Origin of the sequence: Kitasatospora sp. NPDC051164 (assembly GCF_044455625.1) — a bacterium.
In the GTDB taxonomy this organism is placed as follows: domain Bacteria; phylum Actinomycetota; class Actinomycetes; order Streptomycetales; family Streptomycetaceae; genus Kitasatospora.
The window spans coordinates 31,418-56,367 of record NZ_JBITFB010000017.1 but is presented as its reverse complement, the minus strand read 5'-3'; the positions used below and the strand labels follow the sequence as shown (position 1 = coordinate 56,367).

The window sequence follows — 24,950 nt, the reverse complement described above, 5'->3', positions numbered from 1 at the left end:
TCAGTTCTGTGGGCGGTGGCCGTACTCGGCCACCCAGCGGGAGCCGAGCAGCACGATGTCGGCGGTCTCGACCGGGCGGCCGGTGGCCTGGTCGTAGTAGGTGCGCTCGATTCCCATCACGGGCACGGCGGGTGCGACGCCGAGGGCCTGGGCCTCGGAACGGCTGGCTTGGCGGGCCGAGACCCGCTCGACCGGGACGCCGACCTCGATGCCAATGAGGGCCATCCGGTCGGCGACGCCGATGCCCGCGTGCGGACCGGCCTCCGGCAGGACGATCAGGCTGCCACCGGTGATTGCCATGGGCTCCCAGCTCTCGGCCAGCTGAGCCGGCTCGCCGTCGGCCAAGTAGACGTAGCCGGTGTGCATCACCGGATCACCGGGCTGGATCTCCAGCCGGGTCGCGATCCGGGTGTCGGCGGCACGAGGCTGCGACTCGTGCCGCCAAGTTCCTGCTACGCCTTGCCGGGCGAGGGTGGCCTCCGTCGGCGATCCGTCGCCTGGTGCAACGCGCTGGCGCCGCACCAGGACGGCCGGTGGCTCCTGGGACTTGACGTAGTAGCCGGCGCCTGGGCGGGCGAGCACGAGTCCTTCATCGATCAGCACGGCGTAGGCCCGCTGGACCACGCCGGTCGAGGCGTTGTGCTCGCGCTGAAGGGCACTGATGGACGGCATTCGATCGCCCGGCTGAAGCCGCCGGGAGGTGATGTGGCCGCGCAAAGCGTCCGCGACGTGCAGGTAAGAGGGTGTCTCGCTCACGCCTCGGCCTCCTCACTCCGAATGGTGCGTTGCGGCTGACACCGTAACGCTCACAGCGCTACTCTATCGATACGATTTCACCGTGCCGATAAGGGGGGCGTCGGTGCAGATCAGCATGCGCACAAGTCTGCTCAAGGCCTCTCTTGGTCAGGCCGCAGGGGCGCCCGTGCGAATCACCAAAGGAAGGGCCGGTCGTGTTCGGCTCTCAACAACAGCGCCGGGCGACACCTCGTCCACGCAGTGGACCGAGGTGCTCGACATCCTCCGGTCGGGCTGTGAATGGGGCTCCACCGACGCTACGAGCGAAGTCATCGTCTGGGTCGAGCTGGAGGACTTCAACATGACCGACATGGAGGTCTGGTCATGACCTCCGCCGCCCACCGATCGGACTCGTCGGCCGGCATCGTGATCCGTTTCGACGTGGGCAAGGCCAGGCGCTACGTCGGCGCCGAGTGCCAGCTCGATGCGCATTGGGCCTGTCCCGGCGGCATCCGAGAGGTGTCCGGGGCTGTCGCCCTGGTGTGCCTCTGTGTGGAGCCGTCGTGTGCCTGCGCTCGGCATCTCTCGGGAAGCGGGCAATGATCCGGGCCGGTCGGCTCCGGGTGGAGCCAACCGGCCCGGTGGCGTCACCAGCCGCGCTCGCGCCACTCGTCGAGGTGCGGGCGCTCGGCGCCGAGGGTGGTGTCGTTGCCATGGCCGGGGTAGACCCAGGCCTCGTCGGGGAGGACATCGAAGATCTTCTCGTTGACGTCCCGGAAGAGGGTCCGGAAGGCCTCCGGGTCGCCCCAGGTGTTGCCGACGCCGCCGGGGAAGAGGCAGTCGCCGGTGAAGACGTGCGGGTGGCCCTGCGGGTCGTCGTAGATCAGCACGATCGCGCCCGGGGTGTGCCCGACCAGGTGCCGGACGGTGAGTTCGACGGCGCCGACCCGCAGCTCGGCGCCGTCGGCGAGCAGCAGCTCGGTGGGCACGTCGATGCCTTCGGCGTCGTGCTCGCCGGCGGCGGTGCGGGCGCCGGTGGTGGCGACCACCTCGGCGAGCGCGCCCCAGTGGTCGTGGTGCCGGTGGGTGGTGACCACCGTTTCGAGGTCGTCGCCGACGGTCTCCAGCAGCACCGGGGCGTCGGCGGCCGCGTCGATCAGCAACTGCTCGTCGGTGGCCCGGCAGCGCAGCAGATAGGCGTTGTTGTCATACGGGCCGACGGCCACCTTGGTGATGATCAGGTGGGCCAGCTCGCGCACGTCCGGCGGCCCGCCGACCTTGACCGCTCCGTGGTACGTCATCAGGACTCCTTGGTGGATGCTCCCGGCTTCAGCCGGAGAGAAACGAACTCCCGCGTGGCGGGACAGGGAGAGCCGGACCGCCGTCAAGGCGGTTCGGCGTCTGAGCGGGTGATGACCCGTGTGTGGTCACAATCCGACGGTATATCGTGCGAGTTGTGCAGGACTCTCCGGTGAAGCGGGCGTTCAAGTTCCGCTTCTATCCGACCGCTGTGCAGGCGGCCGAGCTGTCGCGCACGTTCGGTTGCGTGCGGAAGGTCTACAACCTGGCGCTGGCTGCCCGAACCGAGGCGTGGCTGCTTCGGGGGGGGGAGCGGGTCAACTACAACGCCACGTCGGCAATGCTGACGGCGTGGAAGGAGACCGACGACCTGGCCTATCTGTCCGAGGTCTCCTGCGTGCCGTTGCAGCAGGCGCTGAGGCATCTGCAGGGGGCCTTCACGAACTTCTTCGCGAAGCGGGCGAAGCACCCGCGGTTCGAGTCAAAGAAAGAAGTCCCGCGACTCGGCGGAGTACACCGCCTCGGCGTTCCGCTTCCGCGACGGGAAGCTGACGCTGGCCAAGATGGCGGAGCCGCTGGACATCGTCTGGTCCCGTCCCCTTCCCGAGGGTGTTTCGCCGTCCACGGTGACCGTCAGCCGCGACGCGGCCGGCCGCTGGTTCGTCACCGTGGTGTGCGAGGACCCTGGTACCAGGCCTCTACCCACCCTGGACACGGCGATCGGGATCGACGCGGGCGTCACGTCCCTGGTGGCACTCTCCACCGGGGAGAAGATTGCCAACCCCCGGCATGAGCGCCGGGACCGGGAGCGCTTGGCCAGGGCCCAGCGGGACCTGTGCCGTAAGGACAACGGCTCCGCCAATTGGGAGAAGGCCCGCAGAAAGGTCGCGAAGATCCACGCGAGGATCGCCGACCGGCGCAGGGATCTCCTGCACAAGCTCACGACTCGACTCGTCCGCGAAAACCAAACGGTCGTGATCGAGGACCTCGCGGTCCGCAACATGCTCAAGAACAAGAAGCTCGCGCGCGCGATCAGCGACGCGAGCCGGAGCGCGCTGCGGGCCATGCTGGAGTACAAGTGCGCCTGGTACGGCTGGTGACCATCGACCGGTGGTTCCCCAGCTCCAGGCTGTGCTCGGCCTGCGGCGCCATCGCCGCCACGATGCCGTTGAACGTCCGCGAGTGGGCGTGTGACTGCGGAGCGGTCCACGACCGGGACGTGAACGCGGCGAAGAACATCCCGGCCGTCGGGCTGGCGGTTGCAGCCTGTGGAGACGGTGTAAGACCTCAACGGAGCACTCCGAGCGGGCGGCCGTCGGTGAAACAGGAAGTCGTCCCATCGCCGCGCACACGCGCGGCGGCTCAGCTGCGAGGCTGAGGGGACTCCCCTCTCGGCTAGGAGAGGGGAGGAAGCCAACCTCGCGCCGTCAGCCCATCGGGGGAAGCGGGGGGAGGGCGGTGTCGGGGGTGCGGCGCAGGCCGGCGCCGGCGGAGCGGCCGGAGAGCCAGGCGGCGAGGGCGCGGACGGGGCCCTCGACGGTCAGCGAGGTGGTGCCGGTGCCGATCGTGCCGAACCGTCCGGTGTCCTGCGCGTGCACCTCGACGGCGGGCAGGTCGGCGCCGTGGAGCTTCTCCACGAGCCGGTGGAACTCCTCGACGGCGAACTCCTCCGGCCAGTCGCCGGGGCCGTGGCCGGCGGCCAGGTCGACGTGGTGGTACTCCAGCTCCAGCAGGCGCTTGTGCGGGATGTCGGAGGCCGGGAAGAGATAGCCGGAGCGGTGCTTGACCGTCGCGGCCCAGGCTTCGGGGGTCATCAGCGCGGCGGCCTCGGCGAAGCGGGCGTGCGAGGCGCGCAGGTCGGCGAGGTGGACGTCGAGCGGGCGGGGCGCGTCGCGCTCGATGTCCTGGTCGCGGGCCTCGTTGCTCGCGTACTGCGGGATGTCGGTGCCGGTGCGGGCGCCGGTCAGCAGGTTGACCAGGGAGTCGGCGTTGCGGGCGAGGTGGGCCAGTACGTGGCCGCGGGTCCAGCCGGGGAGGGCGGAGGGTTCGGTGACGGCCTCGGGCTTCAGTGCGGAGACGGTCTGCAGCAGGCGCTGGGTGCTCTCCTCGACCTGGCTCAGCCAGGAGGCGGCGGAGGCGGCGGCGGACTGCGGGTCGGTCATCGAATCTGCCTTCGGTAGGGACGGCGCGTTGCCCGCGGGGGGCTTCGCTCGTTGACCAGGCGACGCTATCGCCGAATCCGGGCCCTGAGCAGGGCGTTTTTCGGTACGCGGACAGTGTGGGTACGGACGGTCGCGGGGTGGTCCTCACTCGTTCGGGTGGTCTCCACTGGACAGAGTCGAGATTCGAACGTCTGAGCTATAGGCTGGCTGCCGCATCCTGGAAGAAGTACCGAATCTCACCGCAAGCCATCTCGCCCCGGAGAAAGGCGCCAGAAGCAGTGGCCGACCGCCTCATCGTCCGCGGTGCTCGCGAGCACAACCTCAAGAACGTCTCGCTCGACCTGCCCCGCGACTCCCTCATCGTCTTCACGGGCCTCTCCGGCTCCGGCAAGTCCTCGCTCGCCTTCGACACGATCTTCGCCGAGGGCCAGCGCCGCTACGTCGAGTCGCTGTCCTCCTACGCCCGTCAGTTCCTCGGGCAGATGGACAAGCCCGACGTGGACTTCATCGAGGGCCTCTCCCCGGCCGTCTCGATCGACCAGAAGTCCACCAACCGCAACCCCCGTTCGACCGTCGGCACGATCACCGAGGTCTACGACTACCTGCGTCTGCTGTTTGCCCGGATCGGCAAGCCGCACTGTCCGCACTGCGGCCGCCCGATCGCCAAGCAGTCGCCGCAGGCGATCGTGGACAAGGTGCTGGAGCTCGCCGAGGGCACCCGCTTCCAGGTGCTGAGCCCGGTGGTGCGCGAGCGCAAGGGCGAGTTCGTCGACCTCTTCGCCGACCTGCAGTCCAAGGGCTACTCCCGCGCCCGGGTGGACGGCGGGACGATCCAGCTCGCCGAGCCGCCGAAGCTCAAGAAGCAGGAGAAACACACCATCGAGGTGGTGATCGACCGCCTGACCGTCAAGGACAGCGCCAAGCGGCGGCTCACCGACTCGGTGGAGACGGCCCTGCGACTGTCCGGCGGCATGGTCGTGCTCGATTTCGTCGACCTCCCCGAGGACGACCCCGAGCGCGAGCGGATGTACTCCGAGCACCTCTACTGCCCGTACGACGACGTGTCGTTCGAGGTGCTGGAGCCGCGCTCGTTCTCCTTCAACTCGCCGTTCGGCGCCTGCCCGGACTGCTCGGGCCTGGGCAACCGGATGGAGGTCGACCCGGAGCTGGTGGTGCCGGACGTCGAGCGCTCGCTCGACGAGGGCGCGATCCACCCGTGGTCGGCCGGGCACGCCAAGGAGTACTTCCAGCGCCTGATCGACGCGCTCGCCGGGGAGCTCGGCTTCCGCACCGACATCCCCTGGGCCGGGCTGCCCGCCCGCGCCAAGAAGGCGCTGCTGTACGGGCACAAGCACCAGGTGGAGGTCCGCTACCGCAACCGCTTCGGCCGCGAGCGCTCGTACAGCACCGGCTTCGAGGGCGCCGTCCCGTTCATCCAGCGCCGGCACACCGAGGCGGAGAGCGACAGCAGCCGCGAGCGCTTCGAGGGCTACATGCGCGAGGTGCCCTGCCCGACCTGCCAGGGCACCCGGCTCAAGCCGGTGGTGCTCGCGGTCACCGTCCAGGACAAGTCGATCGCCGACGTCTCCTCGATGTCGATCAGCGACTGCTCCGAGTTCCTGGGCGCGATGAAGCTCAACGCCCGGGACAAGCAGATCGCCGAGCGGGTCCTCAAGGAGGTCAACGAGCGGCTGCGCTTCCTGGTCGACGTCGGCCTGGACTACCTCTCGCTCGACCGCGCGGCCGGCACCCTGTCCGGCGGCGAGGCCCAGCGCATCCGGCTGGCCACCCAGATCGGCTCCGGCCTGGTCGGCGTGCTCTACGTGCTGGACGAGCCGTCCATCGGCCTGCACCAGCGGGACAACCACCGGCTGATCGAGACGCTGGTGCGGCTGCGCGACATCGGCAACACCCTGATCGTGGTCGAGCACGACGAGGACACCATCAAGACCGCGGACTGGGTGGTCGACATCGGCCCGGGCGCCGGCGAGCACGGCGGCAAGGTGGTGCACTCCGGGTCGCTGAAGCAGCTGCTCACCAACAAGGAGTCGCTGACCGGGCAGTACCTCTCCGGCAAGCGGTCCATCCCGGTCCCGGCGGGCCGCCGCGAGCGGGACAAGAAGCGCCAGTTGACAGTCCACGGCGCCCGCGAGCACAACCTCAAGGACGTCACGGTCGGCTTCCCGCTCGGCACCTTCACCGCGATCACCGGAGTCTCCGGCTCCGGCAAGTCGACGCTGGTCAACGACATCCTCTACACCCACCTCGCGCGGGAGCTGAACGGCGCCCGCAGCGTGCCCGGCCGGCACACCCGGATCACCGGCACCGACCAGGTGGACAAGGTGGTGCACGTCGACCAGTCGCCGATCGGCCGCACCCCGCGCTCCAACCCGGCCACCTACACCGGGGTGTTCGACCACGTCCGCCGGCTCTTCGCGGAGACCCAGGAGGCCAAGGTCCGCGGCTACCTGCCCGGCCGATTCTCGTTCAACGTCAAGGGCGGCCGCTGCGAGAACTGCTCGGGCGACGGCACCATCAAGATCGAGATGAACTTCCTGCCGGACGTCTACGTGCCGTGCGAGGTCTGCCACGGCGCCCGGTACAACCGGGAGACGCTGGAGGTGCACTACAAGGGCAAGTCCATCGCCGAGGTGCTGGACATGCCGATCGAGGAGGGGCTGGCCTTCTTCGAGGCCGTCCCGGCGATCGCCCGGCACCTCAGGACGCTCAACGACGTCGGCCTCGGCTACGTCCGGCTCGGCCAGTCCGCGCCCACGCTCTCCGGCGGCGAGGCGCAGCGCGTCAAGCTGGCCTCGGAGCTGCAGAAGCGCTCCACCGGGCGGACGGTGTACGTGCTGGACGAGCCGACCACCGGCCTGCACTTCGAGGACATCAGCAAGCTGATCAAGGTGCTCAGCGGGCTGGTCGACAAGGGCAACACGGTGATCGTCATCGAGCACAACCTCGATGTGATCAAGACCGCCGACTGGGTCGTCGACATGGGACCCGAGGGCGGCTCCGGCGGTGGCATGGTGGTCGCCGAGGGCACCCCCGAGCAGATCGCCGCCGTCGCGGAGAGCCACACCGGCAAGTTCCTGCGGGACATCCTGCCGAGCGACTTCGCGGACGCCCCGGCCGCCCCGGTGGCGAAGAAGGCGGCGCCGCGCAAGCGGGCCGCCGCGGCGAAGAAGTAGTCCTGTCCGCCCCGCCGTTCCCGGGACTCCCGGGAACGGCGGGGCGGGTGCGGCATAGACTTCCGTGGTCCCTCGCAGCAGCAGCAACCGTAGGAGCGCACCGATGTCCGAGGCCCTCGAGACCAGCCCCACCGCGACCCGCCGCACCCTGCTCTGCGGGGCCGCGGCCGTCCTCGCGGCCGGCGGCACCGTGGCGGTCAGCGGCTGCAGCTCCTCCTCCGGCTCCTCCGGCTCCTCCGGTTCGAGCGGCGCCCCCAAGGGCCCGGTGGACCTCGGCCCGGCCTCGGACGTACCGGAGGGCGGCGGCAAGGTGTTCCACGAGCAGAGGATCGTGGTGACCCAGCCGGCCGCCGGCCAGTACAAGGCGTTCAGTGCCAAGTGCACCCACGCCGGCTGCATCGTGGACCAGGTGAAGAACCAGCAGATCCAGTGCCCCTGCCACGGCAGCCGGTTCGGCATCGCCGACGGCGCCGTGCAGGACGGCCCGGCCCCCTCCCCGCTGCCCGCCTACACCGTCACGGTCGAGGGCGGAAACCTCAAGGTGACCCCGAGCTGAAGCAGTTGAGCCCCGCCGAGTTGATCTCCCCTTCGCACCCCCACCCGCTGTCGGTACGGTGGACCCATGGCTGACCCGAGCACCTACCGCCCGGCGCCCGGCGCGATCCCGACCTCCCCGGGCGTCTACCGGTTCCGTGACGCCCACGGCCGGGTCATCTACGTCGGCAAGGCCAAGAGCCTGCGGCCGCGCCTGTCGTCCTACTTCCAGGACCTGGCCGGCCTGCACCCGCGCACCGCGACCATGGTCACCACCGCCGCCTCGGTGGAGTGGACCGTGGTCGGCACCGAGGTCGAGGCGCTCCAGCTGGAGTACTCCTGGATCAAGGAGTACGACCCGCGGTTCAACGTCAAGTACCGCGACGACAAGAGCTATCCGGAACTCGCCGTCACCCTCAACGAGGAGTACCCGCGGGTCCAGGTGATGCGCGGGGCGCACAAGAAGGGCGTGCGCTACTTCGGCCCGTACGGGCACGCCTGGGCGATCCGCGAGACGGTCGACCTGCTGCTGCGCGTCTTCCCCGTCCGCACCTGCTCCAACGGCGTCTTCAAGCGCGCCCGGCAGGTCGGCCGGCCCTGTCTGCTCGGCTACATCGGCAAGTGCGCCGCGCCCTGCGTCGGCAAGGTCTCGGCGGACGAACACCGGGCGCTGGCCGAGGACTTCTGCGACTTCATGGCCGGGCGCACCGGCAACTACCTGCGCCGGCTGGAAGAACAGATGCAGGAGGCCGCGGCCGAGCTGGAGTACGAGAAGGCGGCCCGGCTGCGGGACGACATCGGCGCCCTGAAGCGCGCGATGGAGAAGAACGCCATCGTGCTCGCGGACGCCACCGACGCCGACCTGCTGGCCGTCGCCGAGGACGAACTCGAAGCCGCCGTGCAGATCTTCCACGTCCGCGGCGGCCGGGTGCGCGGCCAGCGCGGCTGGGTCACCGACAAGGTCGAGGACGTCGACACGGCCGGGCTGGTCGAGCACGCCCTCCAGCAGCTCTACGGCGGCGCCACCGTGGACGAACGGAACGAGTCCGTCCCGCGCGAGGTGCTGGTCCCCGCCCTGCCCGACCCGGTCGAGCCGGTGCGGGAGTGGCTGAGCGGCCTGCGCGGCAGCCAGGTCGACCTGCGCATCCCGCAGCGCGGCGACAAGAAGGACCTGATGGCCACCGTGCAGCGCAACGCCCAGCAGGCGCTCGCGCTGCACAAGACCAAGCGCGCCTCCGACCTCACCACCCGCAGTCGCGCCCTGCAGGAGATCGCCGACGCGCTGGAGCTGGACTCCGTCCCGCTGCGGATCGAGTGCTACGACATCTCCCACCTGCAGGGCGAGGACGTGGTCGCCTCCATGGTCGTCTTCGAGGACGGCCTGGCCCGCAAGAGCGAGTACCGGCGCTTCCAGATCAAGGGGTTCGAGGGCCAGGACGACGTCCGCTCGATGCACGAGGTGATCAGCCGCCGCTTCCGCCGCTATCTCCGGGAGCGCGAGCAGACCGGCGAGTGGGCCGTCCCCGAGGAGGACGAGCCCGGCGCCACCGAACCCGGCAACGGCGAACCCGGCAGCGCCGCCCGGGACGAGGAGGGCCGCCCCAAGCGGTTCGCCTACCCGCCCCAGCTGCTGGTGGTCGACGGTGGCCAGCCGCAGGTCGCCGCCGCCAGGCGCGCCCTGGACGAACTCGGCATCGACGACGTCGCGCTGTGCGGCCTGGCCAAGCGCCTGGAGGAGGTCTGGCTGCCCGGCGAGGACGACCCGGTGGTGCTGCCCCGCTCCAGCGAGGGCCTTTACCTGCTCCAGCGGGTGCGCGACGAGGCCCACCGCTTCGCGATCGGCTACCAGCGCACCAAGCGTTCCAAGCGACTCACCGCAGGGGAACTGGACTCCGTCCCGGGCCTCGGCGAGACTCGCCGCCAGGCGCTGCTCAAGCACTTCGGCTCGCTGAAGAAGCTCCGGGCCGCCACCGTGGACGAGCTCTGCGCGGTACCCGGCATCGGACGCCGCACCGCGGAGACTGTTGCGGCGGCGTTGTCGTCCCGTACACCCGCCGCACCTGCGGTCAACACCGCGACCGGCGAGATCATCGAGGACGGGGCCGACCACGCCACCGAGCCGGTGGCAGCAGCACCCCAGACCGCACCATCCCAGGAGACGCCATGACGGCCGACGCCGCCCGTCAGCCGGTGTGCCCCGACCCCGCCCGCCTGCCCGGGCCGGGGAAGGGCGGCCGCGCCGTGCGCGTTCTCCCCAGCAGAAAGACCGAGAACGGGGAACCGAAGTGACCGTGTCAGACGTGGCCGAGAACGCGCCGGAGCTGGTGATCATCTCCGGCATGTCCGGAGCCGGCCGCTCCACCGCCGCCAAGTGCCTGGAGGACCTCGGCTGGTTCGTGGTGGACAACCTGCCGCCGGCCCTGATCCCGACCATGGTCGACCTGGGCGCCCGGTCCCAGGGCAACGTCGCCCGGATCGGCGTGGTCGTGGACGTCCGCGGCCGCCAGTTCTTCGACGACCTGCTGACCTCGCTGGACGAGCTGGAGAAGCGCGGCGTCCGGCTCCGGGTCGTCTTCCTGGACTCCTCCGACGACGCGCTGGTGCGCCGCTTCGAGAGCGTCCGCCGCCCGCACCCGCTGCAGGCCGACGGCCGGATCGTGGACGGCATCGCCCAGGAGCGCGACCTGCTGCGCGACCTGCGCGGCGAGGCCGACCTGGTGATCGACACCTCCAACCTCAACGTGCACCAGCTGCGCGCCAAGCTGGACGCCCAGTTCGCCGACCACGACGAGCCCGAGCTGCGCGCCACCGTGATGTCCTTCGGCTTCAAGTACGGCCTGCCGGTCGACGCCGACCTCGTGGTGGACTGCCGCTTCCTGCCCAACCCGCACTGGGTGCCCGAGCTTCGTGCCCGTACCGGCACCGACCCGGACGTCGCCGACTACGTGTTCCAGCAGCCCGGCGCCAACGAGTTCCTGGACGGTTACACCGAGCTGCTGCGCATCGTGACCGAGGGGTACCGACGCGAGGGGAAGCGCTACATGACGCTTGCCGTAGGCTGCACCGGTGGCAAGCACCGCAGCGTCGCCATGTCCGAGCGACTGACCAAGCGTCTCATCGCCGACGGAGTCGAGACGGTGCTCGTTCACCGTGACATGGGACGGGAGTAACCGCCGCTTTCCCTGCCGGGCCGCCGGCGGAACCGGTGGCGGGGCAGAGGAACGCGAGGTGATGTGTGGCGGGATACGTGCCCGGGCGGCAGCCGCAGAGCAGGACCGGTGACCGGGCGGGCAGCCCGGCCCGGCTCCCGGCGCCGAGCCGTCCGCGCAGCGGTCCCGCCCGGACCAATCCGGCCCCGCGGATCACCGCGCTCGGCGGCGGCCAGGGCCTGTCCGCCTCGCTGTCCGCGCTGCGCCGCCTGACCAGCGACCTCACCGCCGTGGTCACCGTCGCCGACGACGGCGGCTCCAGCGGACGGCTGCGCACCGAGCTGGGCGTGCTGCCCCCGGGCGACCTGCGCAAGGCGCTGGCCGCGCTGTGCGGGGACGACGACTGGGGCCGCACCTGGTCCGAGGTGATCCAGCAGCGCTTCACCGGCAACGGCGAGCTCGGCGGCCACGCCGTCGGCAACCTGCTGATCGTCGCGCTCTGGGAGAAGCTGGGCGACCCGGTGGCGGCCCTGGACTGGGTCGGCCGACTGCTCAACGTCCAGGGCCGGGTGCTGCCGATGTCGGCGGTGCCGCTGGACATCGAGGCGACCGTCCGCGGCCACGACCCGGCGCTGCCCGGCGAGGTGTCGGCGGTCCGGGGCCAGGCGAACGTCGCGGTCACCCCCGGCACCGTGCAGTCGATCCGGCTGCTGCCGGACGGGCCGCCGGCCGTCCCGGAGGCGGTCACCGCCGTGCGCGAGGCGGACTGGGTGGTGCTCGGCCCCGGTTCCTGGTTCACCAGCGTGCTGCCGCACCTGCTGGTGCCCGAGCTGGCCAAGGCGCTCACCGAGACCCGCGCCCGCCGCCTGCTCACCCTGAACCTGGCCCCCCAGCCCGGCGAGACCGAGGGCTTCACCCCGCAGCGTCACCTGGAGGTCATCGCCGACCACGCCCCGGAGCTCGCGGTGGATGCGATCCTGGTGGACGAGCGCGCCGTCACCGGCGGCGCCTTCGGCCAGGCGGACCTCGACGGTCTGGAGAAGGCTGCCGAGCGGATGGGCGCCGCCCTGGTGCTCGGTTCGGTGGCCCGCACCGACGGTACGCCGCGACACGACCCGGAGCTGTTGGCGGCAGCGTACGACCGGATTTTCCGGACACATGGAAGGATCGGGCCATGGCGATGACTCCAGCGGTGAAGGACGAGATCAGCCGGCTTCCGGTCACCCGGGCCTGCTGTCGCAAGGCGGAGGTGTCGGCGATCCTGCGGTTCGCGGGCGGGCTGCACATCGTGAGCGGCCGCATCGTGATCGAGGCGGAGCTGGACACCGGAGCGGCGGCACGGCGGCTGCGCAAGGACCTGCTGGAGATCTTCGGGCACTCCTCCGACCTCGTGGTGATGGCCCCCGGCGGGCTGCGCCGCGGCAGCCGCTTCGTGGTGCGCGTGGTCAAGGACGGCGAGCTGCTCGCGCGCCAGACCGGTCTGGTGGACGGGCGCGGGCGCCCGATCCGGGGCCTGCCCCCGGCGGTCGTCTCCGGCGCCACCTGCGATGCCGAGGCGGCCTGGCGCGGCGCCTTCCTCGCGCACGGGTCGCTCACCGAGCCGGGCCGCTCCTCCTCGCTGGAGATCACCTGCCCCGGCTCCGAGGCGGCGCTGGCCCTGGTCGGCGCGGCCCGCCGGCTCGGCATCCCGGCCAAGGCCCGCGAGGTCCGCGGCGTGGACCGGGTGGTCATCCGCGACGGTGACGCGATCGGCGCGCTGCTGACGCGGCTGGGCGCGCACGAGTCGGTGCTCGCCTGGGAGGAGCGCCGGATGCGGCGCGAGGTACGGGCCACCGCCAACCGCCTCGCCAACTTCGACGACGCCAACCTGCGCCGCTCGGCCCGCGCCGCGGTGGCGGCCGGCGCCCGGGTGCAGCGCGCGCTGGAGATCCTCGGCGAGGAGGTGCCCGAGCACCTGGCCGCGGCCGGCCAGCTGCGGATGCAGCACAAGCAGGCCTCGCTGGAGGAACTGGGCGCGCTCGCCGATCCGCCGCTGACCAAGGACGCGGTGGCCGGCCGGATCCGCCGTCTGCTGGCGATGGCCGACAAGCGCGCCTCCGAGCTCGGCCTGCCGAGCACCGAGGCCAGCCTGACCGACGAGATGGCGATGAACTGACCCTCGCGGTCCGTGATCGCGACACGGCCGGTGCCCGGAATTCCGGGCACCGGCCGTCGGCGTTTCCGGGCGTCCGCGAGACTCCCCAATTGGTAGAGACCATTGGCCCGAGAGCAACTGCCCGCCGGACCAGGGCCGGACGGCCTGAAATGGGGTTTGAGGGGCGCCACGCCCAGTCTCACCAGGCGGCGCGATGTGCCCTCCCGCGCCCCGGAGGGGTAGGGTCATAGGCGGTCGGGGACTTCCCAAATCTCACCCCCGTCGGGCTCCGGCCCGGCGTACCTAACGAGGAGATCGGTTCGTGACGATCCGGGTAGGCATCAACGGCTTCGGCCGCATCGGCCGCAACTTCTTCCGGGCGGTCAAGGCCCAGGGCGCGGACATCGAGATCGTCGGTGTCAACGACCTCACCGACACGAAGACCCTGGCTCACCTGCTCAAGTACGACACCACGCTGGGCACTTTCCCGGGTACGGTCTCGCACACCGAGGACAGCATCACCGTCGACGGCAAGACCTTCCAGGTGACTGCCGAGCGTGACCCCGCGAACCTGCCGTGGGCCGCCCTGGGCGCCGACATCGTCGTCGAGTCCACCGGCATCTTCACCAAGGCCGAGGCCGCGAAGAAGCACCTCGCCGCCGGCGCGAAGAAGGTCATCATCTCGGCGCCCGCCACCGACGAGGACGTCACCATCGTCATGGGCGTCAACGACGACAAGTACGACGCCGCCAAGCACACCATCATCTCCAACGCCTCCTGCACCACCAACTGCGTGGCGCCGATGGCCAAGGTGCTGAACGAGAGCTTCGGCATCGTCAAGGGTCTGATGACCACCGTCCACGCGTTCACCAACGACCAGGTCACCCTGGACTTCCCGCACAAGGACCTGCGCCGCGCCCGCGCCGCGTCGCAGAACATCATCCCGACCTCGACCGGTGCCGCCAAGGCGACCGCCCTGGTCCTGCCGGAGCTGAAGGGCAAGCTGGACGGCACCTCGCTGCGCGTCCCGGTCCCGACCGGCTCGATCACGGACCTGGTCGTCACCCTGGAGCGCGAGGTCACCAAGGACGAGGTCAACGCCGCGTTCCAGAAGGCCGCGGAGGGCCCGCTCAAGGGCATCCTGGCCTACACCGAGGACCCGATCGTCTCCTCGGACATCGTCAACGACCCGGCCTCCTGCATCTTCGACAGCCAGCTCACCATGGTCCAGGGCAACCAGGTCAAGGTGCTCGGCTGGTACGACAACGAGTGGGGCTACTCGAACCGCCTCGTCAACCTGACCACCCTCGTCGGTGAGCAGCTCTGACCTTGCGGGAGCTGACGTGATGTAGGGGCGAGGGCCCGGACGGCGCACCATGCCGACCGGGCCCTCGTTCCGCGCTTCCAGTACTTCCCAGGCGGCCCCTGCGCCGTGCCGCCTCACTGCGCATCAACCATCTCCCCAGGAGAACCGAATCCCCGTGAAGACCATCGAAGAGCTCATCGAAGCCGGTGTCGAAGGAAAGCGCGTGTTCGTGCGCGCCGACCTGAACGTCCCGCTGGACGGCACGACGATCACCGACGACGGCCGGATCCGCGCCGTCGCCCCGACCATCGCCAAGCTGGCGGCGGCCGGCGCGAAGGTCGTCGTCGCCTCGCACCTCGGCCGCCCCAAGGGCGCGCCGGACCCGCAGTTCTCGCTCGCGCCGGCGGCCGAGCGGCTCGGCGAAATCATCGGCAAGGACGTCGCCTTCGCCACCGACACCGTCGGTGACAGCGCCGCGGCCACCGTCGCCGCGCTCGGCGACGGCGAGGTCGCGCTGCTGGAGAACCTGCGCTTCAACGCGGGCGAGACCAGCAAGGACGACGCCGAGCGCAAGGCCTTCGCCGAGCAGCTCGCCGCGCTGGCCGACCTGTACGTCGGCGACGGCTTCGGCGCCGTGCACCGCAAGCACGCCTCGGTGTTCGACCTGCCCGGCCTGCTGCCGCACGCCGCGGGCGACCTGATCGCCACCGAGGTCGGCGTCCTGAAGAAGCTCACCGAGGACGTCAAGCGTCCGTACGTGGTGGTGCTCGGCGGCGCCAAGGTCTCCGACAAGCTCGCCGTGATCGACAACCTGCTGAAGAAGGCCGACCGGATCCTGATCGGCGGCGGCATGGCGTACACCTTCCTCAAGGCCAAGGGCCACGAGGTCGGCATCTCGCTGCTGCAGGAGGACCAGATCCCGACCGTCCTGGGCTACCTGGCCGAGGCCGAGCAGCGCGGCGTCGAGTTCGTGCTGCCGAAGGACGTCCTGGTCTCCGCCGAGTTCCCGGACCTCAAGACCAAGGCCCCGGCGAGCTTCGAGGTCGTCGCCTCGGACGCGATCCCGGCCGACAAGGAGGGCCTGGACATCGGCCCGAAGACCCGCGAGCTGTACGCGGCCAAGTTGGCCGACGCCGGCACGGTGTTCTGGAACGGCCCGATGGGCGTCTTCGAGCACCCGGACTACGCGAACGGCACCAAGGCCGTCGCGCAGGGCCTGCTGGACAGCGACGCGTTCACCGTGGTCGGCGGCGGGGACTCCGCCGCGGCCGTCCGCATCCTGGGCTTCGACGAGAACGCCTTTGGACACATCTCGACCGGCGGTGGCGCGAGCCTCGAGTACCTGGAGGGCAAGACCCTTCCCGGTCTCGCCGCCCTGGAAGGCTGACAGCATGACCGACCGTCTCCCGCTCATGGCGGGCAACTGGAAGATGAACCTCAACCACCTCGAGGCCATCCAGCACACCCAGAAGCTGGCCTTCGCGCTGGCCGACAAGGACTACGAGGCCGTCGAGGTCGCGGTCCTGGTGCCGTTCACCGACCTGCGCTCGGTGCAGACCCTGGTCGACGGCGACAAGCTGAAGATCAAGTACGGCTCGCAGGACATCTCGCGGCACGACTCCGGTGCCTACACCGGCGAGGTCTCCGGCCCGATGCTGGCCAAGCTCAAGTGCACCTACGCGGTGATCGGCCACTCCGAGCGCCGCCAGTACCACGGCGAGGACGAGGAGATCGTCAACGCCAAGGTGAAGGCCGCCTACCGCGCCGGGATCACCCCGATCCTGTGCATCGGCGAGCCGCTGGACATCCGCAAGGCCGGCACCCACGTCGAGTACACCCTGGCCCAGCTGGACGGTGCCCTCGCGGACGTCCCGGCCCACCAGGCCGAGACCGTCGTGGTCGCCTACGAGCCGGTCTGGGCGATCGGCACCGGCGAGGTGGCCACCCCGGAGGACGCGCAGGAGGTCTGCGCCGCCATCCGCAAGCGGATCGCCGAGCTGTACGACGCCGAGCTGGCCGGCAAGGTCCGCGTGCTGTACGGCGGTTCGGTCAAGTCGTCGAGCGCGGCCGGCCTGATGGCCAAGCCCGACATCGACGGCGGCCTGATCGGCGGTGCCTCGCTGGACGCCGAGGAGTTCGTCAAGATCGTGCGCTACCGTGAGCAGGCAGTAGGCTAACGCCGCCGCAGCAACGTAGGCTTTGGGGTCGGACCGCCGTACGCGGTCCGGCCCCTTCGCCGAAGATACGAGAGAGTTGGTCCCGCCGTGGTTCTCGGGTTCTCGATTGCCCTGATCATCTTCAGTCTGCTGATGATCCTCCTGGTGCTGCTGCACAAGGGGAAGGGCGGCGGCCTGTCGGACATGTTCGGCGGTGGCGCGATGTCCACCGGCGGCGGCTCGGCGGTGGCCGAGCGCAACCTGGACCGCATCACCGTCGTGGTCGGCCTGGGCTGGTTCGCGAGCATCATCGTGCTCGGCCTGCTGCTGAAGTACAAGGGCTGACACAACCCTGACGGCCCGTCGCCCGAGCGCCTATCCTGGGACGGTCGGGTGCGGAGGCAGTGGTGGCGGAGGCTTAACTCCTGCTTACACTAGGACGACTTTCGCCACCGACGCGCACCGCGGCGGGTCGGCGCACCAGTACGCAGGGAGTCAGACCGTGGCAAGTGGCAATGCCATCCGTGGCAGCAGGGTTGGGGCCGGCCCGATGGGCGAGGCGGAGCGCGGCGAGTCCGCCCCGCGCAACCGGATCTCCTTCTGGTGCGCCAACAAGCACGAGACCCGGCCCAGCTTCGCCGCCGAGGCGGCGATCCCGGACACCTGGGACTGCCCGCGCTGCGGCTTCCCGGCCGGGCAGGACCAGCACAACCCGCCCGCGCCCTCGCGCAACGAGCCCTACAAGACGCACCTCGCCTACGTCCGTGAGCGGCGCACCGACGCCGACGGCGAGGCGATCCTGGCCGAGGCGCTGGCGAAGCTCCGCGGCGAGATCTGAGGCGAGATCCGAGGCGACCCGACCTCTGAGGCGACCCGAACGAGAAGGGCGCCACCGTCGAACGACGGTGGCGCCCTTCGGCGTTGCGGACCGCAGGGCCCGTCCGGCCGTTACGCCGAGGCCGGCGGGTAGAGCTGCGGCGGGATCCGCTCCGCGGCGGCGCGGTCCAGCAGCCACAGGGTGCGGCTGCGGCCGTACGCGCCGGACGCGGGCGCCTGGAGCTCGCCGGGGCCGGACAGGGCCAGCGCGACCGCGCCCGCCTTGTCCTCGCCGGCGGCCAGCAGCCAGACCTCGCGGGCGGCCCGGATGGCCGGGAGGGTGAGCGAGATCCGGGTCGGCGGGGGCTTGGGGGCCCCGCGCACGCCGACCACGGTCCGCTCGGTCTCCCGCACGCCCGGGTGCTCGGGGAAGAGCGAGGCCACGTGGGTGTCCGGGCCGACGCCGAGCAGCAGCACGTCGAAGGCGGGGACGCCGAACCGGTCGCCCGGCCCGGCCGCCTTCGCCAGCTCCTGCGCGTAGCGGGCCGCGGCGGCCTCCACGTCCGAGCCGTCCACCCCGTCCGAGGCGGGCATCTCGTGCACCCGCGCCGGGTCGAGCGGGACGGAGTCCAGCAGCTCGGCGCGGGCCTGGACGGCGTTGCGGTCCGGGTCGGCGGCGGCCACGAAGCGCTCGTCGCCCCACCAGAGGTCCAGCCGCCCCCAGTCGACCGCGTCGCGCGCCGGGGAGGCGGCGATCGCGGCCAGCAGGGCGTTCCCGTTGCGGCCGCCGGTGAGCACCACCGAGGCGGCGCCGCGGGCGGCCTGGGCGTCCACGATCCGGGTGATCAGCCGGGCCGCGGCCGCCTGGGCCATCAGCTCCTTGTCCCGGTGGACGACCAGCTGCGGGGTCGCGTTGGTCATGCGCCTTCCTTGGTGGTGCGCTTGCCGGTGGCCCTCTTCGCGGGCTTCCTCTCCGATGCGTCGGCGGTGACCGCCTCCGGGTCGGCCACGGCCTCCTCGGTGGCGTCCTCGACCGCGCGGGCGACCCGCTCGGCCGCCGCCGTCTCGGCGTTGGCCGGCTCGTGCAGCCGGTCGACGGGCGTGCGCACGGCCGTCGCGTAGATGTCGTCCGGGTCCAGGCGGCGCAGCTCCTCGGCGATCAGCTCCGAGGTCTCGCGTCGCTTGAGCGCCACCTGGCGGTCCGGCGAGCCGGGCATGGAGAGCGTGCCCAGCAGGCCGTCCGGGCGGTCCAGGGTGATGTCCCCGTCCTTGGTGCGCAGGTGCACCGCGGTGATGCCGGGGCCACCCGTGACGACCCGCTCGACCGGCACGTGCAGCCGGTTGGTCAGCCACAGGCCGAGCAGCTCGACGCTGGGGTTGTAGGACTCGCCCTCGACCACCGCGGAGACGATGGCGGACGGCCGCTGGTCCAGCGCGGCGGCCAGCATCGAGCGCCAGCCGGTGATCCGGCTCCAGGCCAGGTCGGTGTCGCCCGGGGTGTAGCTCTGGGCCCGCTGGGCGAGCTGGCCGACCGGGGACTCGGCGGTGACGGCGTCGGTGATCCGGCGCTGGGCGAGCGAGCCCAGCGGGTCCTGCGCCGGGTGCAGCGGCGCGTTGTCCGGCCACCAGACCACGACCGGGGCGTCCGGCAGCAGCAGCGGCAGGACCACCGACTGGGCGTGCGCGGCGAGCTCGCCGTGCATGCGCAGGACGACGGTCTCGCCGGAGCCGGCGTCCGAGCCGACCAGGATCTCGGCGTCCAGCCGGGTCTCCGCGCGGGCCCGTGGCGAGCGCCCGGCGCGCTTGATCACCGCGAGGGTGCGCATCGGGTGCTCGCGGGAGGCGTCGTTGGCGGCCTTGAGGGCGTCGTAGGCGCTGCCCTCGTCGGTCACGATCACCAGGGTGAGCACCATGCCGGCGGCGGTGGAGCCGCTGGCGCGGCGCGCCTCCATGAGCGCGGCGTTGATCTTGCTGGACGTCGTGTTGGTGAGGTCGATCTTCATGGTCGGCGCCAGCTCCTGCCGTCTCGTGCGAGCATCTCGTCCGCCTCGACCGGGCCCCAGGTCCCCGCCGCGTACTGGGCGGGCTTGCCGTGGGTGTCCCAGTACTTCTCGATCGGGTCGAGGATCTGCCAGGACAGCTCGACCTCCTGGTGGCGCGGGAACAGGTTGGCGTCGCCGAGCAGCACGTCGAGGATGAGCCGCTCGTACGCCTCCGGGCTGGACTCGGTGAAGGACTCGCCGTAGGCGAAGTCCATCGTGACGTCCCGGACCTCGAAGGAGGTGCCCGGCACCTTGGAGCCGAACCGCACCGTCACGCCCTCGTCCGGCTGGACCCGGATGACCAGGGCGTTCTGCCCCAGCTCCTCGGTCGCGTAGGAGTCGAAGGGCAGGTACGGGGCGCGCTGGAAGACGACCGCGATCTCGGTGACCCGGCGGCCCAGGCGCTTGCCGGTGCGCAGGTAGAACGGGACGCCCGCCCAGCGGCGGTTGTTGATCTCCAGCTTGATGGCCGCGTAGGTGTCGGTCTTGGAGTCCGGGTTGATGCCGTCCTCGTCGAGGTAGCCGACGACCTCCTCGCCGCCCTGCCAGCCGGAGGCGTACTGGCCGCGCACGGTGTGCCGGCCGAGGTCGGCCGGGAGCTTGACGGCGCTGAGCACCTTGAGCTTCTCGGCCACCAGCGCCTTCGGGTGGAAGGACGCCGGCTCCTCGATGGCGGTGAGCGCCATCAGCTGGAGCAGGTGGTTCTGGATGACGTCACGGGCGGAGCCGATGCCGTCGTAGTAGCCGGCCCGGCCGCCGATGCCGATGTCCTCGGCCATGGTGATCTGCACGTGGTCGACGTACGACCGGTTCCAGATCGGCTCGAACATCTGGTTGGCGAAGCGCAGCGCCAGGATGTTCTGGACCGTCTCCTTGCCCAGGTAGTGGTCGATCCGGAAGACCTCGTCCCGGGGGAAGACCTCGTGGACGACCTTGTTGAGCTCCTGCGCGCTCTCCAGGTCGTGGCCGAAGGGCTTCTCGATGACCGCGCGGCGCCAGGAGCCCTGCGGCGGGTCGGCCAGGCCGTGCTTCTTGAGCTGCTGGACGACCGTCGGGAAGAACTTCGGCGGGACGGACAGGTAGAAGGCGAAGTTGCCGCCGGTGCCCTGGGCCTTGTCCAGCTCCACGATGGTCTCGCGCAGCTTGTCGAAGGCCTCGTCGTCGTCGAAGGTGCCGTGGACGAAGCGCATGCCCTTGGCGAGCTGCTGCCAGACCTCCTCCCGGAAGGGGGTGCGGGCGTGGTCCCGGACGGCGTCGTGGACCTCCTTGGCGAAGTCCTCGTCGTCCCACTCGCGGCGGGCGAAGCCGACGAGGGAGAAGCCCGGCGGAAGCAGACCGCGGTTGGCCAGGTCGTAGATGGCCGGCATCAGCTTCTTGCGGGACAGGTCGCCGGTGACCCCGAAGATGACCAGACCGGACGGCCCCGCGATGCGCGGGAGCCGTCGGTCGGAGGGGTCACGAAGCGGGTTGACCGGGGCGGGCGGGAGGTCGTCCGCGTCCGATTCCGACGTCAACTCGGGGTAATCAGTGCTCACTTGATGGGCTCCGCTTTCGTGCGCTGGCTGTGAGCGGGGGTCACTTCTCGTCGGCGAAGGAAGCGAGCGAGGCGGTGACGGTGTCGAGCAGCTCGTTCCAGGACTGCTCGAACTTCTCGACGCCCTCGTCCTCCAGGACCTGGACCACGTCGTCGTAGTCCACGCCGGCTGCGGCGATCGCGTCCAGCACGGCCTTGGCGTCCGCGTAGTTGGGGACGATGGTGTTGCCGGTGACCACGCCGTGGTCGCCGGTGGCGTCCAGGGTCGCCTCGGGCATGGTGTTGACGGTGCCGGGGGCGACCAGCTCGGTGACGTACAGGGTGTCCGGCAGGGCCGGGTCCTTGACGCCGGTGGAGGCCCACAGCGGGCGCTGCGGCTTGGCGCCGGCGGCCTCCAGGGAGAGCCAACGGGCGTTGCCGGCGGTCTTGCCGTCGACGCTGCCGAAGACCTCCTCGTACGCCTGGTAGGCGAGGCGGGCGTTGGCCAGCGCGGCCTTGGATCGCAGGTTCTTGGCGTCGCCGCCGACCTTGTCCAGGCGCTTGTCGATCTCGGTGTCCACGCGGGAGACGAAGAAGGAGGCGACCGACTCGATCTGGGAGAGGTCCAGGCCCTTGCCCTTGGCGGCCTCCAGGCCGCTCAGGTAGGCGTCGATGACGGCCTTGTAGCGCTCCAGCGAGAAGATCAGCGTGACGTTGACGCTGATGCCCTTGCCGATGACCTCGCTGATCGCGGGCAGGCCGGCCTTGGTGGCGGGGATCTTGATGAAGACGTTCGGGCGGTCCACCAGCCACCACAGCTGCTTGGCCTCGGCCACGGTGGGGGCGGTCTCGTGCGCCAGGCGCGGGTCGACCTCGATGGAGACCCGGCCGTCGCGGCCGTTGGAGGCGTCGTAGACCGGGCGCAGCACGTCGGCCGCGTCGCGCACGTCGGAGGTGGTGATCATGCGGATCGCCTCCTCGGTGGTGACCTTGCGGACGGCGAGGTCGCGCAGCTGGCTGTCGTAGGAGTCGTCGCCGCTGCCGGCGATGGCCTTCTGGAAGATGGTCGGGTTGGTGGTCACACCCACCACGTGCTTGTTCTGCACCAGCTCGGCCAGGTTGCCGGAGTTGAGCCGCTTGCGGCTGAGGTCGTCCAGCCAGATCGCAACGCCTTCGTCGCTGAGGCGCTTCAGTGCGTCAGTCATGGTGCTTCAGTCCCTTGTTCTTCTGCTTCGTGGGGTAGTCAGAGGGGCCGGGGCGCCGATGTGCGGTCGGCCGCCCCGGCCCGTTGTCCCGCACGCGCCGCCGGGAGCTCGTACCCGATGCCGACGTTCCTCGCTCCAGCGCTCGCTTGTCGCTTGTCGCTTTCGGCATCGGCGCTCCCTTTGGCTCGTGCTCGGGGCCGCTAGCGGTTGACGGCTTCGAGGGAGCGCAGGGCGTTGTGGGCCTCGGCCACCACGCGCTCGGCGGTGATGCCGAACTCCTCGAAGAGCACCTTGTAGTCGGCGGAGGCGCCGAAGTGCTCCAGCGAGACGATCCGGCCGTGGTCGCCGACCAGCTCGCGCCAGCCCTGGGCGATGCCGGCCTCGACCGAGACGCGGGCCTTCACCGACGGCGGCAGCACGCTGTCGCGGTAGGCCTGGTCCTGCTCCTGGAACCACTCGAAGGACGGCAGCGAGACCACGCGGGTCGCGATGCCCTCCGCCTCGAGCACCTCGCGGGCCTTGACGGCCAGCTGGACCTCGGAGCCGGTGCCGAGCAGGATCAGCTGCGGGTCGCCGTTCGAGGCCTCGGCCAGGGTGTAGCCGCCCTTCGCGGTGCCCTCGGCGGAGCCGAAGACCTCACGGTCGAAGGTCGGGACGCCCTGGCGGGTGAGGGCCAGGCCGACCGGGCCGGGGTGGCTGGTCTGGCGCTCGATGATGGTGCGCCAGGCGACGGCGGTCTCGTTGGCGTCGGCCGGGCGGACCATGGCCAGGCCCGGGATGGCGCGCAGCGAGGCCATGTGCTCGACCGGCTGGTGGGTCGGGCCGTCCTCGCCCAGGCCGATCGAGTCGTGCGTCCAGACGTAGGTGACCGGCAGCTTCATCAGCGCGGCCAGGCGGACGGCCGGGCGCATGTAGTCGGCGAAGACCAGGAAGGTGCCGCCGTACACGCGGGTCCTGCCGTGCAGCGCGATGCCGTTCATGATCGAGCCCATGGCGTGCTCGCGGATGCCGAAGTGGATCGTCCGGCCGTACGGGCTCGCCGACTTCAGCGGGTTGCCCTCGGGGAGGAAGGAGCTGTCCTCGTCGATGGTGGTGAGGTTGGACTCCGCGAGGTCGGCCGAGCCGCCCCACAGCTCCGGGATCACCGCGCCGATCGCCTTGAGGGTGTCGCCGGAGGCCTTGCGGGTGGCGACGTCCTTGCCGGCCGGGAAGGAGGGGACGGCCTTCTTCCAGCCCTCGGGCAGCTCGCCGGCCTGGGTCCGGTCGAAGTCGGCGGCGCGGTGCGGGTTGGCGGCGCGCCAGGCCTCGAAGGACTGCTGCCACTGGTCGCGGGCGGCCTTGCCGCGCTTGATGACCAGCCGGGCGTGCTCGATGACCTGGTCGCTGACCTCGAAGGTCTTCTCCGGGTCGAAGCCCAGGACCTTCTTGGTGGCGGCGATCTCGGCGGCGCCGAGCGCGGAGCCGTGCGCCTTGGCGGTGTTCTGGGCGTCCGGGGCCGGCCAGGCGATGATGGTGCGCATCGCGATGATCGACGGGCGGGAGGTCTCGGCCTTGGCCGCGGCCAGCGCGTCCGCGAGGACGGCCACGTCGATGTCGCCGTTGGACTTCGGGGTCACCCGCTGGACGTGCCAGCCGTACGCCTCGTAGCGCTTGAGGACGTCCTCGGAGAAGGCGGTCTCGGTGTCGCCCTCGATCGAGATGTGGTTGTCGTCGTACAGGGCGACCAGGTTGCCCAGCTTCTGGTGGCCGGCCAGCGAGGAGGCCTCGGCGGAGATGCCCTCCTCCAGGTCGCCGTCGGAGACGATGGCCCAGATGGTGTGGTCGAAGGGGGACTCGCCGGCCGGGGCCTCGGGGTCGAAGAGGCCGCGCTCGTAGCGGGCGGCCATCGCCATGCCGACCGCGTTGGCGATGCCCTGGCCGAGCGGGCCGGTGGTGGTCTCCACGCCGGCCGTGTGGCCGTGCTCGGGGTGGCCGGGGGTGCGGCTGCCCGCGACGCGGAAGGCCTTGAGGTCGTCCAGCTCCAGGCCGTAACCCGAGAGGTACAGCTGGGTGTAGAGGGTCAGGCTGGTGTGCCCGGGGGAGAGGACGAAGCGGTCGCGGCCGACCCAGGCCGGGTCGGTCGGGTCGTGGCGCAGGAACCGCTGGAAGATCAGGTACGCGGCCGGGGCCAGCGTCATGGCCGTCCCGGGGTGTCCGTTGCCGACCTTCTGGACAGCGTCCATGGCGAGGACTCGCGCGGTGTCAACCGTGCGCTCGTCCATATCGGTCCACTCGAATGCGTTCGTCGGCGCAGTGCTCACCCTGTCTCAGGGCTCCTTCCATTGAAGAGTGACCCCGTGAATGGGGACCGGGTCGGCCACGGCGCTGTGGTCCCGACGCTGGGTGGTGCCGGTCACGGAGGGTAGATCCCGCTTCTGCGTGCGAGCCTACCGTTTGGGCCGGGGCTCACCCTCCGTGCTGAGACAACCGGCATTTCCGCATGGTGATTCCCACTAGGCCGGTGTGAGTGCTTTTGTCCCAGGCTCTCCCGATTCGCGCCCGCCCGCCGCCGGGGTGGTCAGGACGGGCTAGCAGGACCCGCCGGAGGCGGTTCGTGGCATCACCCAGGCGGTTCACCCGGGGGTGTGCGGTTCCGCCTCGCCGGGGGACCCCGAAGCCGGATGGGATATATGGAGCGTCTATGGTGTCGTGGTACGCGCAGAGCG

21 protein-coding genes and 1 pseudogene are annotated in these 24,950 nt (G+C 70.9%); 14 read left to right on the top strand and 8 right to left on the bottom strand.

What is annotated here, in order from left to right; translation table 11 throughout:
- Positions 1-756, bottom strand: a complete 756-nt coding sequence (locus ACIBEC_RS25155; RefSeq protein WP_360509965.1) for a GntR family transcriptional regulator — start codon at positions 754-756, stop codon at positions 1-3.
- Positions 757-859: 103 nt separating this feature from the next.
- Between ACIBEC_RS25155 and ACIBEC_RS25150 the strand changes: the two genes are divergently transcribed.
- Together ACIBEC_RS25150 and ACIBEC_RS25145 are read left to right on the top strand one after the other, a co-directional pair.
- Positions 860-1,123, top strand: a complete 264-nt coding sequence (locus ACIBEC_RS25150; RefSeq protein ID WP_360509966.1) for a hypothetical protein — start codon at positions 860-862, stop codon at positions 1,121-1,123.
- Positions 1,120-1,338, top strand: a complete 219-nt coding sequence (locus ACIBEC_RS25145) for a hypothetical protein (RefSeq protein ID WP_360509967.1) — start codon at positions 1,120-1,122, stop codon at positions 1,336-1,338. The genes ACIBEC_RS25150 and ACIBEC_RS25145 overlap by 4 nt, the downstream gene beginning before the upstream one ends.
- A 44-nt stretch (positions 1,339-1,382) precedes the next feature.
- On the opposite strand, the gene ACIBEC_RS25140 is transcribed toward ACIBEC_RS25145, so the two are convergent.
- The gene (locus ACIBEC_RS25140) at positions 1,383-2,036 is read right to left on the bottom strand and encodes an MBL fold metallo-hydrolase (RefSeq protein ID WP_360509968.1); all 654 of its coding nucleotides are present in this window, start codon (positions 2,034-2,036) and stop codon (positions 1,383-1,385) included.
- A gap of 155 nt (positions 2,037-2,191) precedes the next feature.
- Here ACIBEC_RS25140 and ACIBEC_RS25135 point away from each other — a divergent pair.
- Positions 2,192-3,412: pseudogene (locus ACIBEC_RS25135) on the top strand (RNA-guided endonuclease InsQ/TnpB family protein).
- A 49-nt stretch (positions 3,413-3,461) separates the two neighbouring features.
- Here the strand turns inward: ACIBEC_RS25135 and ACIBEC_RS25130 are convergent.
- Complete coding sequence (locus ACIBEC_RS25130; protein ID WP_360509969.1) at positions 3,462-4,196, bottom strand: maleylpyruvate isomerase family mycothiol-dependent enzyme; 735 nt, start codon at positions 4,194-4,196, stop codon at positions 3,462-3,464.
- A gap of 278 nt (positions 4,197-4,474) precedes the next feature.
- Between ACIBEC_RS25130 and uvrA the strand changes: the two genes are divergently transcribed.
- The 11 genes from uvrA (at position 4,475) to ACIBEC_RS25075 (ending at position 17,507) form a co-directional block, all read left to right on the top strand.
- The gene (gene uvrA / locus ACIBEC_RS25125) at positions 4,475-7,390 is read left to right on the top strand and encodes an excinuclease ABC subunit UvrA (RefSeq protein WP_360509970.1); all 2,916 of its coding nucleotides are present in this window, start codon (positions 4,475-4,477) and stop codon (positions 7,388-7,390) included.
- A 103-nt stretch (positions 7,391-7,493) separates the two neighbouring features.
- On the top strand, positions 7,494-7,946 hold the full coding sequence (locus tag ACIBEC_RS25120) for a Rieske (2Fe-2S) protein (RefSeq protein WP_360509971.1): 453 nt from the start codon (positions 7,494-7,496) through the stop codon (positions 7,944-7,946).
- A 66-nt stretch (positions 7,947-8,012) separates the two neighbouring features.
- Positions 8,013-10,091 (top strand): excinuclease ABC subunit UvrC, encoded by a 2,079-nt coding sequence (gene uvrC / locus ACIBEC_RS25115; protein WP_360509972.1) that lies wholly within the window; start codon positions 8,013-8,015, stop codon positions 10,089-10,091.
- Positions 10,092-10,209: 118 nt separating this feature from the next.
- Entirely contained in the window at positions 10,210-11,094 is an 885-nt protein-coding gene (gene rapZ / locus ACIBEC_RS25110; RefSeq protein WP_360509973.1) for an RNase adapter RapZ, read from the top strand.
- A gap of 65 nt (positions 11,095-11,159) precedes the next feature.
- The gene (gene yvcK, locus ACIBEC_RS25105) at positions 11,160-12,257 is read left to right on the top strand and encodes a uridine diphosphate-N-acetylglucosamine-binding protein YvcK (RefSeq protein WP_360509974.1); all 1,098 of its coding nucleotides are present in this window, start codon (positions 11,160-11,162) and stop codon (positions 12,255-12,257) included.
- Complete coding sequence (whiA, locus tag ACIBEC_RS25100; protein ID WP_030238424.1) at positions 12,248-13,228, top strand: DNA-binding protein WhiA; 981 nt, start codon at positions 12,248-12,250, stop codon at positions 13,226-13,228. Before yvcK ends, whiA begins: the two co-directional genes overlap by 10 nt.
- A gap of 301 nt (positions 13,229-13,529) precedes the next feature.
- Entirely contained in the window at positions 13,530-14,534 is a 1,005-nt protein-coding gene (gene gap / locus ACIBEC_RS25095) for a type I glyceraldehyde-3-phosphate dehydrogenase (protein ID WP_360499413.1), read from the top strand.
- Positions 14,535-14,688: 154 nt separating this feature from the next.
- A complete protein-coding gene (locus ACIBEC_RS25090) occupies positions 14,689-15,900 on the top strand; it encodes a phosphoglycerate kinase (protein WP_360499415.1) in 1,212 nt (403 codons plus the stop codon).
- A 4-nt stretch (positions 15,901-15,904) separates the two neighbouring features.
- The gene (gene tpiA, locus ACIBEC_RS25085; RefSeq protein ID WP_360499417.1) at positions 15,905-16,690 is read left to right on the top strand and encodes a triose-phosphate isomerase; all 786 of its coding nucleotides are present in this window, start codon (positions 15,905-15,907) and stop codon (positions 16,688-16,690) included.
- An 87-nt stretch (positions 16,691-16,777) separates the two neighbouring features.
- On the top strand, positions 16,778-17,014 hold the full coding sequence (secG, locus tag ACIBEC_RS25080; protein ID WP_360499419.1) for a preprotein translocase subunit SecG: 237 nt from the start codon (positions 16,778-16,780) through the stop codon (positions 17,012-17,014).
- Between the two features lie 205 nt (positions 17,015-17,219).
- Positions 17,220-17,507, top strand: a complete 288-nt coding sequence (locus ACIBEC_RS25075; protein ID WP_030238413.1) for an RNA polymerase-binding protein RbpA — start codon at positions 17,220-17,222, stop codon at positions 17,505-17,507.
- 110 nt (positions 17,508-17,617) lie between these two features.
- Here the strand turns inward: ACIBEC_RS25075 and pgl are convergent, their stop codons facing one another.
- The 5 genes from pgl to tkt form a co-directional block, all read right to left on the bottom strand.
- A complete protein-coding gene (gene pgl / locus ACIBEC_RS25070) occupies positions 17,618-18,406 on the bottom strand; it encodes a 6-phosphogluconolactonase (RefSeq protein ID WP_360499421.1) in 789 nt (262 codons plus the stop codon).
- Positions 18,403-19,488, bottom strand: coding sequence for a glucose-6-phosphate dehydrogenase assembly protein OpcA (opcA, locus tag ACIBEC_RS25065; RefSeq protein ID WP_360499423.1), 1,086 nt, complete (start codon positions 19,486-19,488; stop codon positions 18,403-18,405). The genes pgl and opcA overlap by 4 nt, the downstream gene beginning before the upstream one ends.
- On the bottom strand, positions 19,485-21,041 hold the full coding sequence (gene zwf, locus ACIBEC_RS25060; RefSeq protein ID WP_360499718.1) for a glucose-6-phosphate dehydrogenase: 1,557 nt from the start codon (positions 21,039-21,041) through the stop codon (positions 19,485-19,487). The genes opcA and zwf overlap by 4 nt, the downstream gene beginning before the upstream one ends.
- 61 nt (positions 21,042-21,102) lie before the next feature.
- On the bottom strand, positions 21,103-22,245 hold the full coding sequence (gene tal, locus ACIBEC_RS25055; RefSeq protein ID WP_360499425.1) for a transaldolase: 1,143 nt from the start codon (positions 22,243-22,245) through the stop codon (positions 21,103-21,105).
- Between the two features lie 200 nt (positions 22,246-22,445).
- The gene (gene tkt, locus ACIBEC_RS25050) at positions 22,446-24,545 is read right to left on the bottom strand and encodes a transketolase (protein ID WP_360499427.1); all 2,100 of its coding nucleotides are present in this window, start codon (positions 24,543-24,545) and stop codon (positions 22,446-22,448) included.
- Positions 24,546-24,950 lie beyond the last annotated feature (405 nt).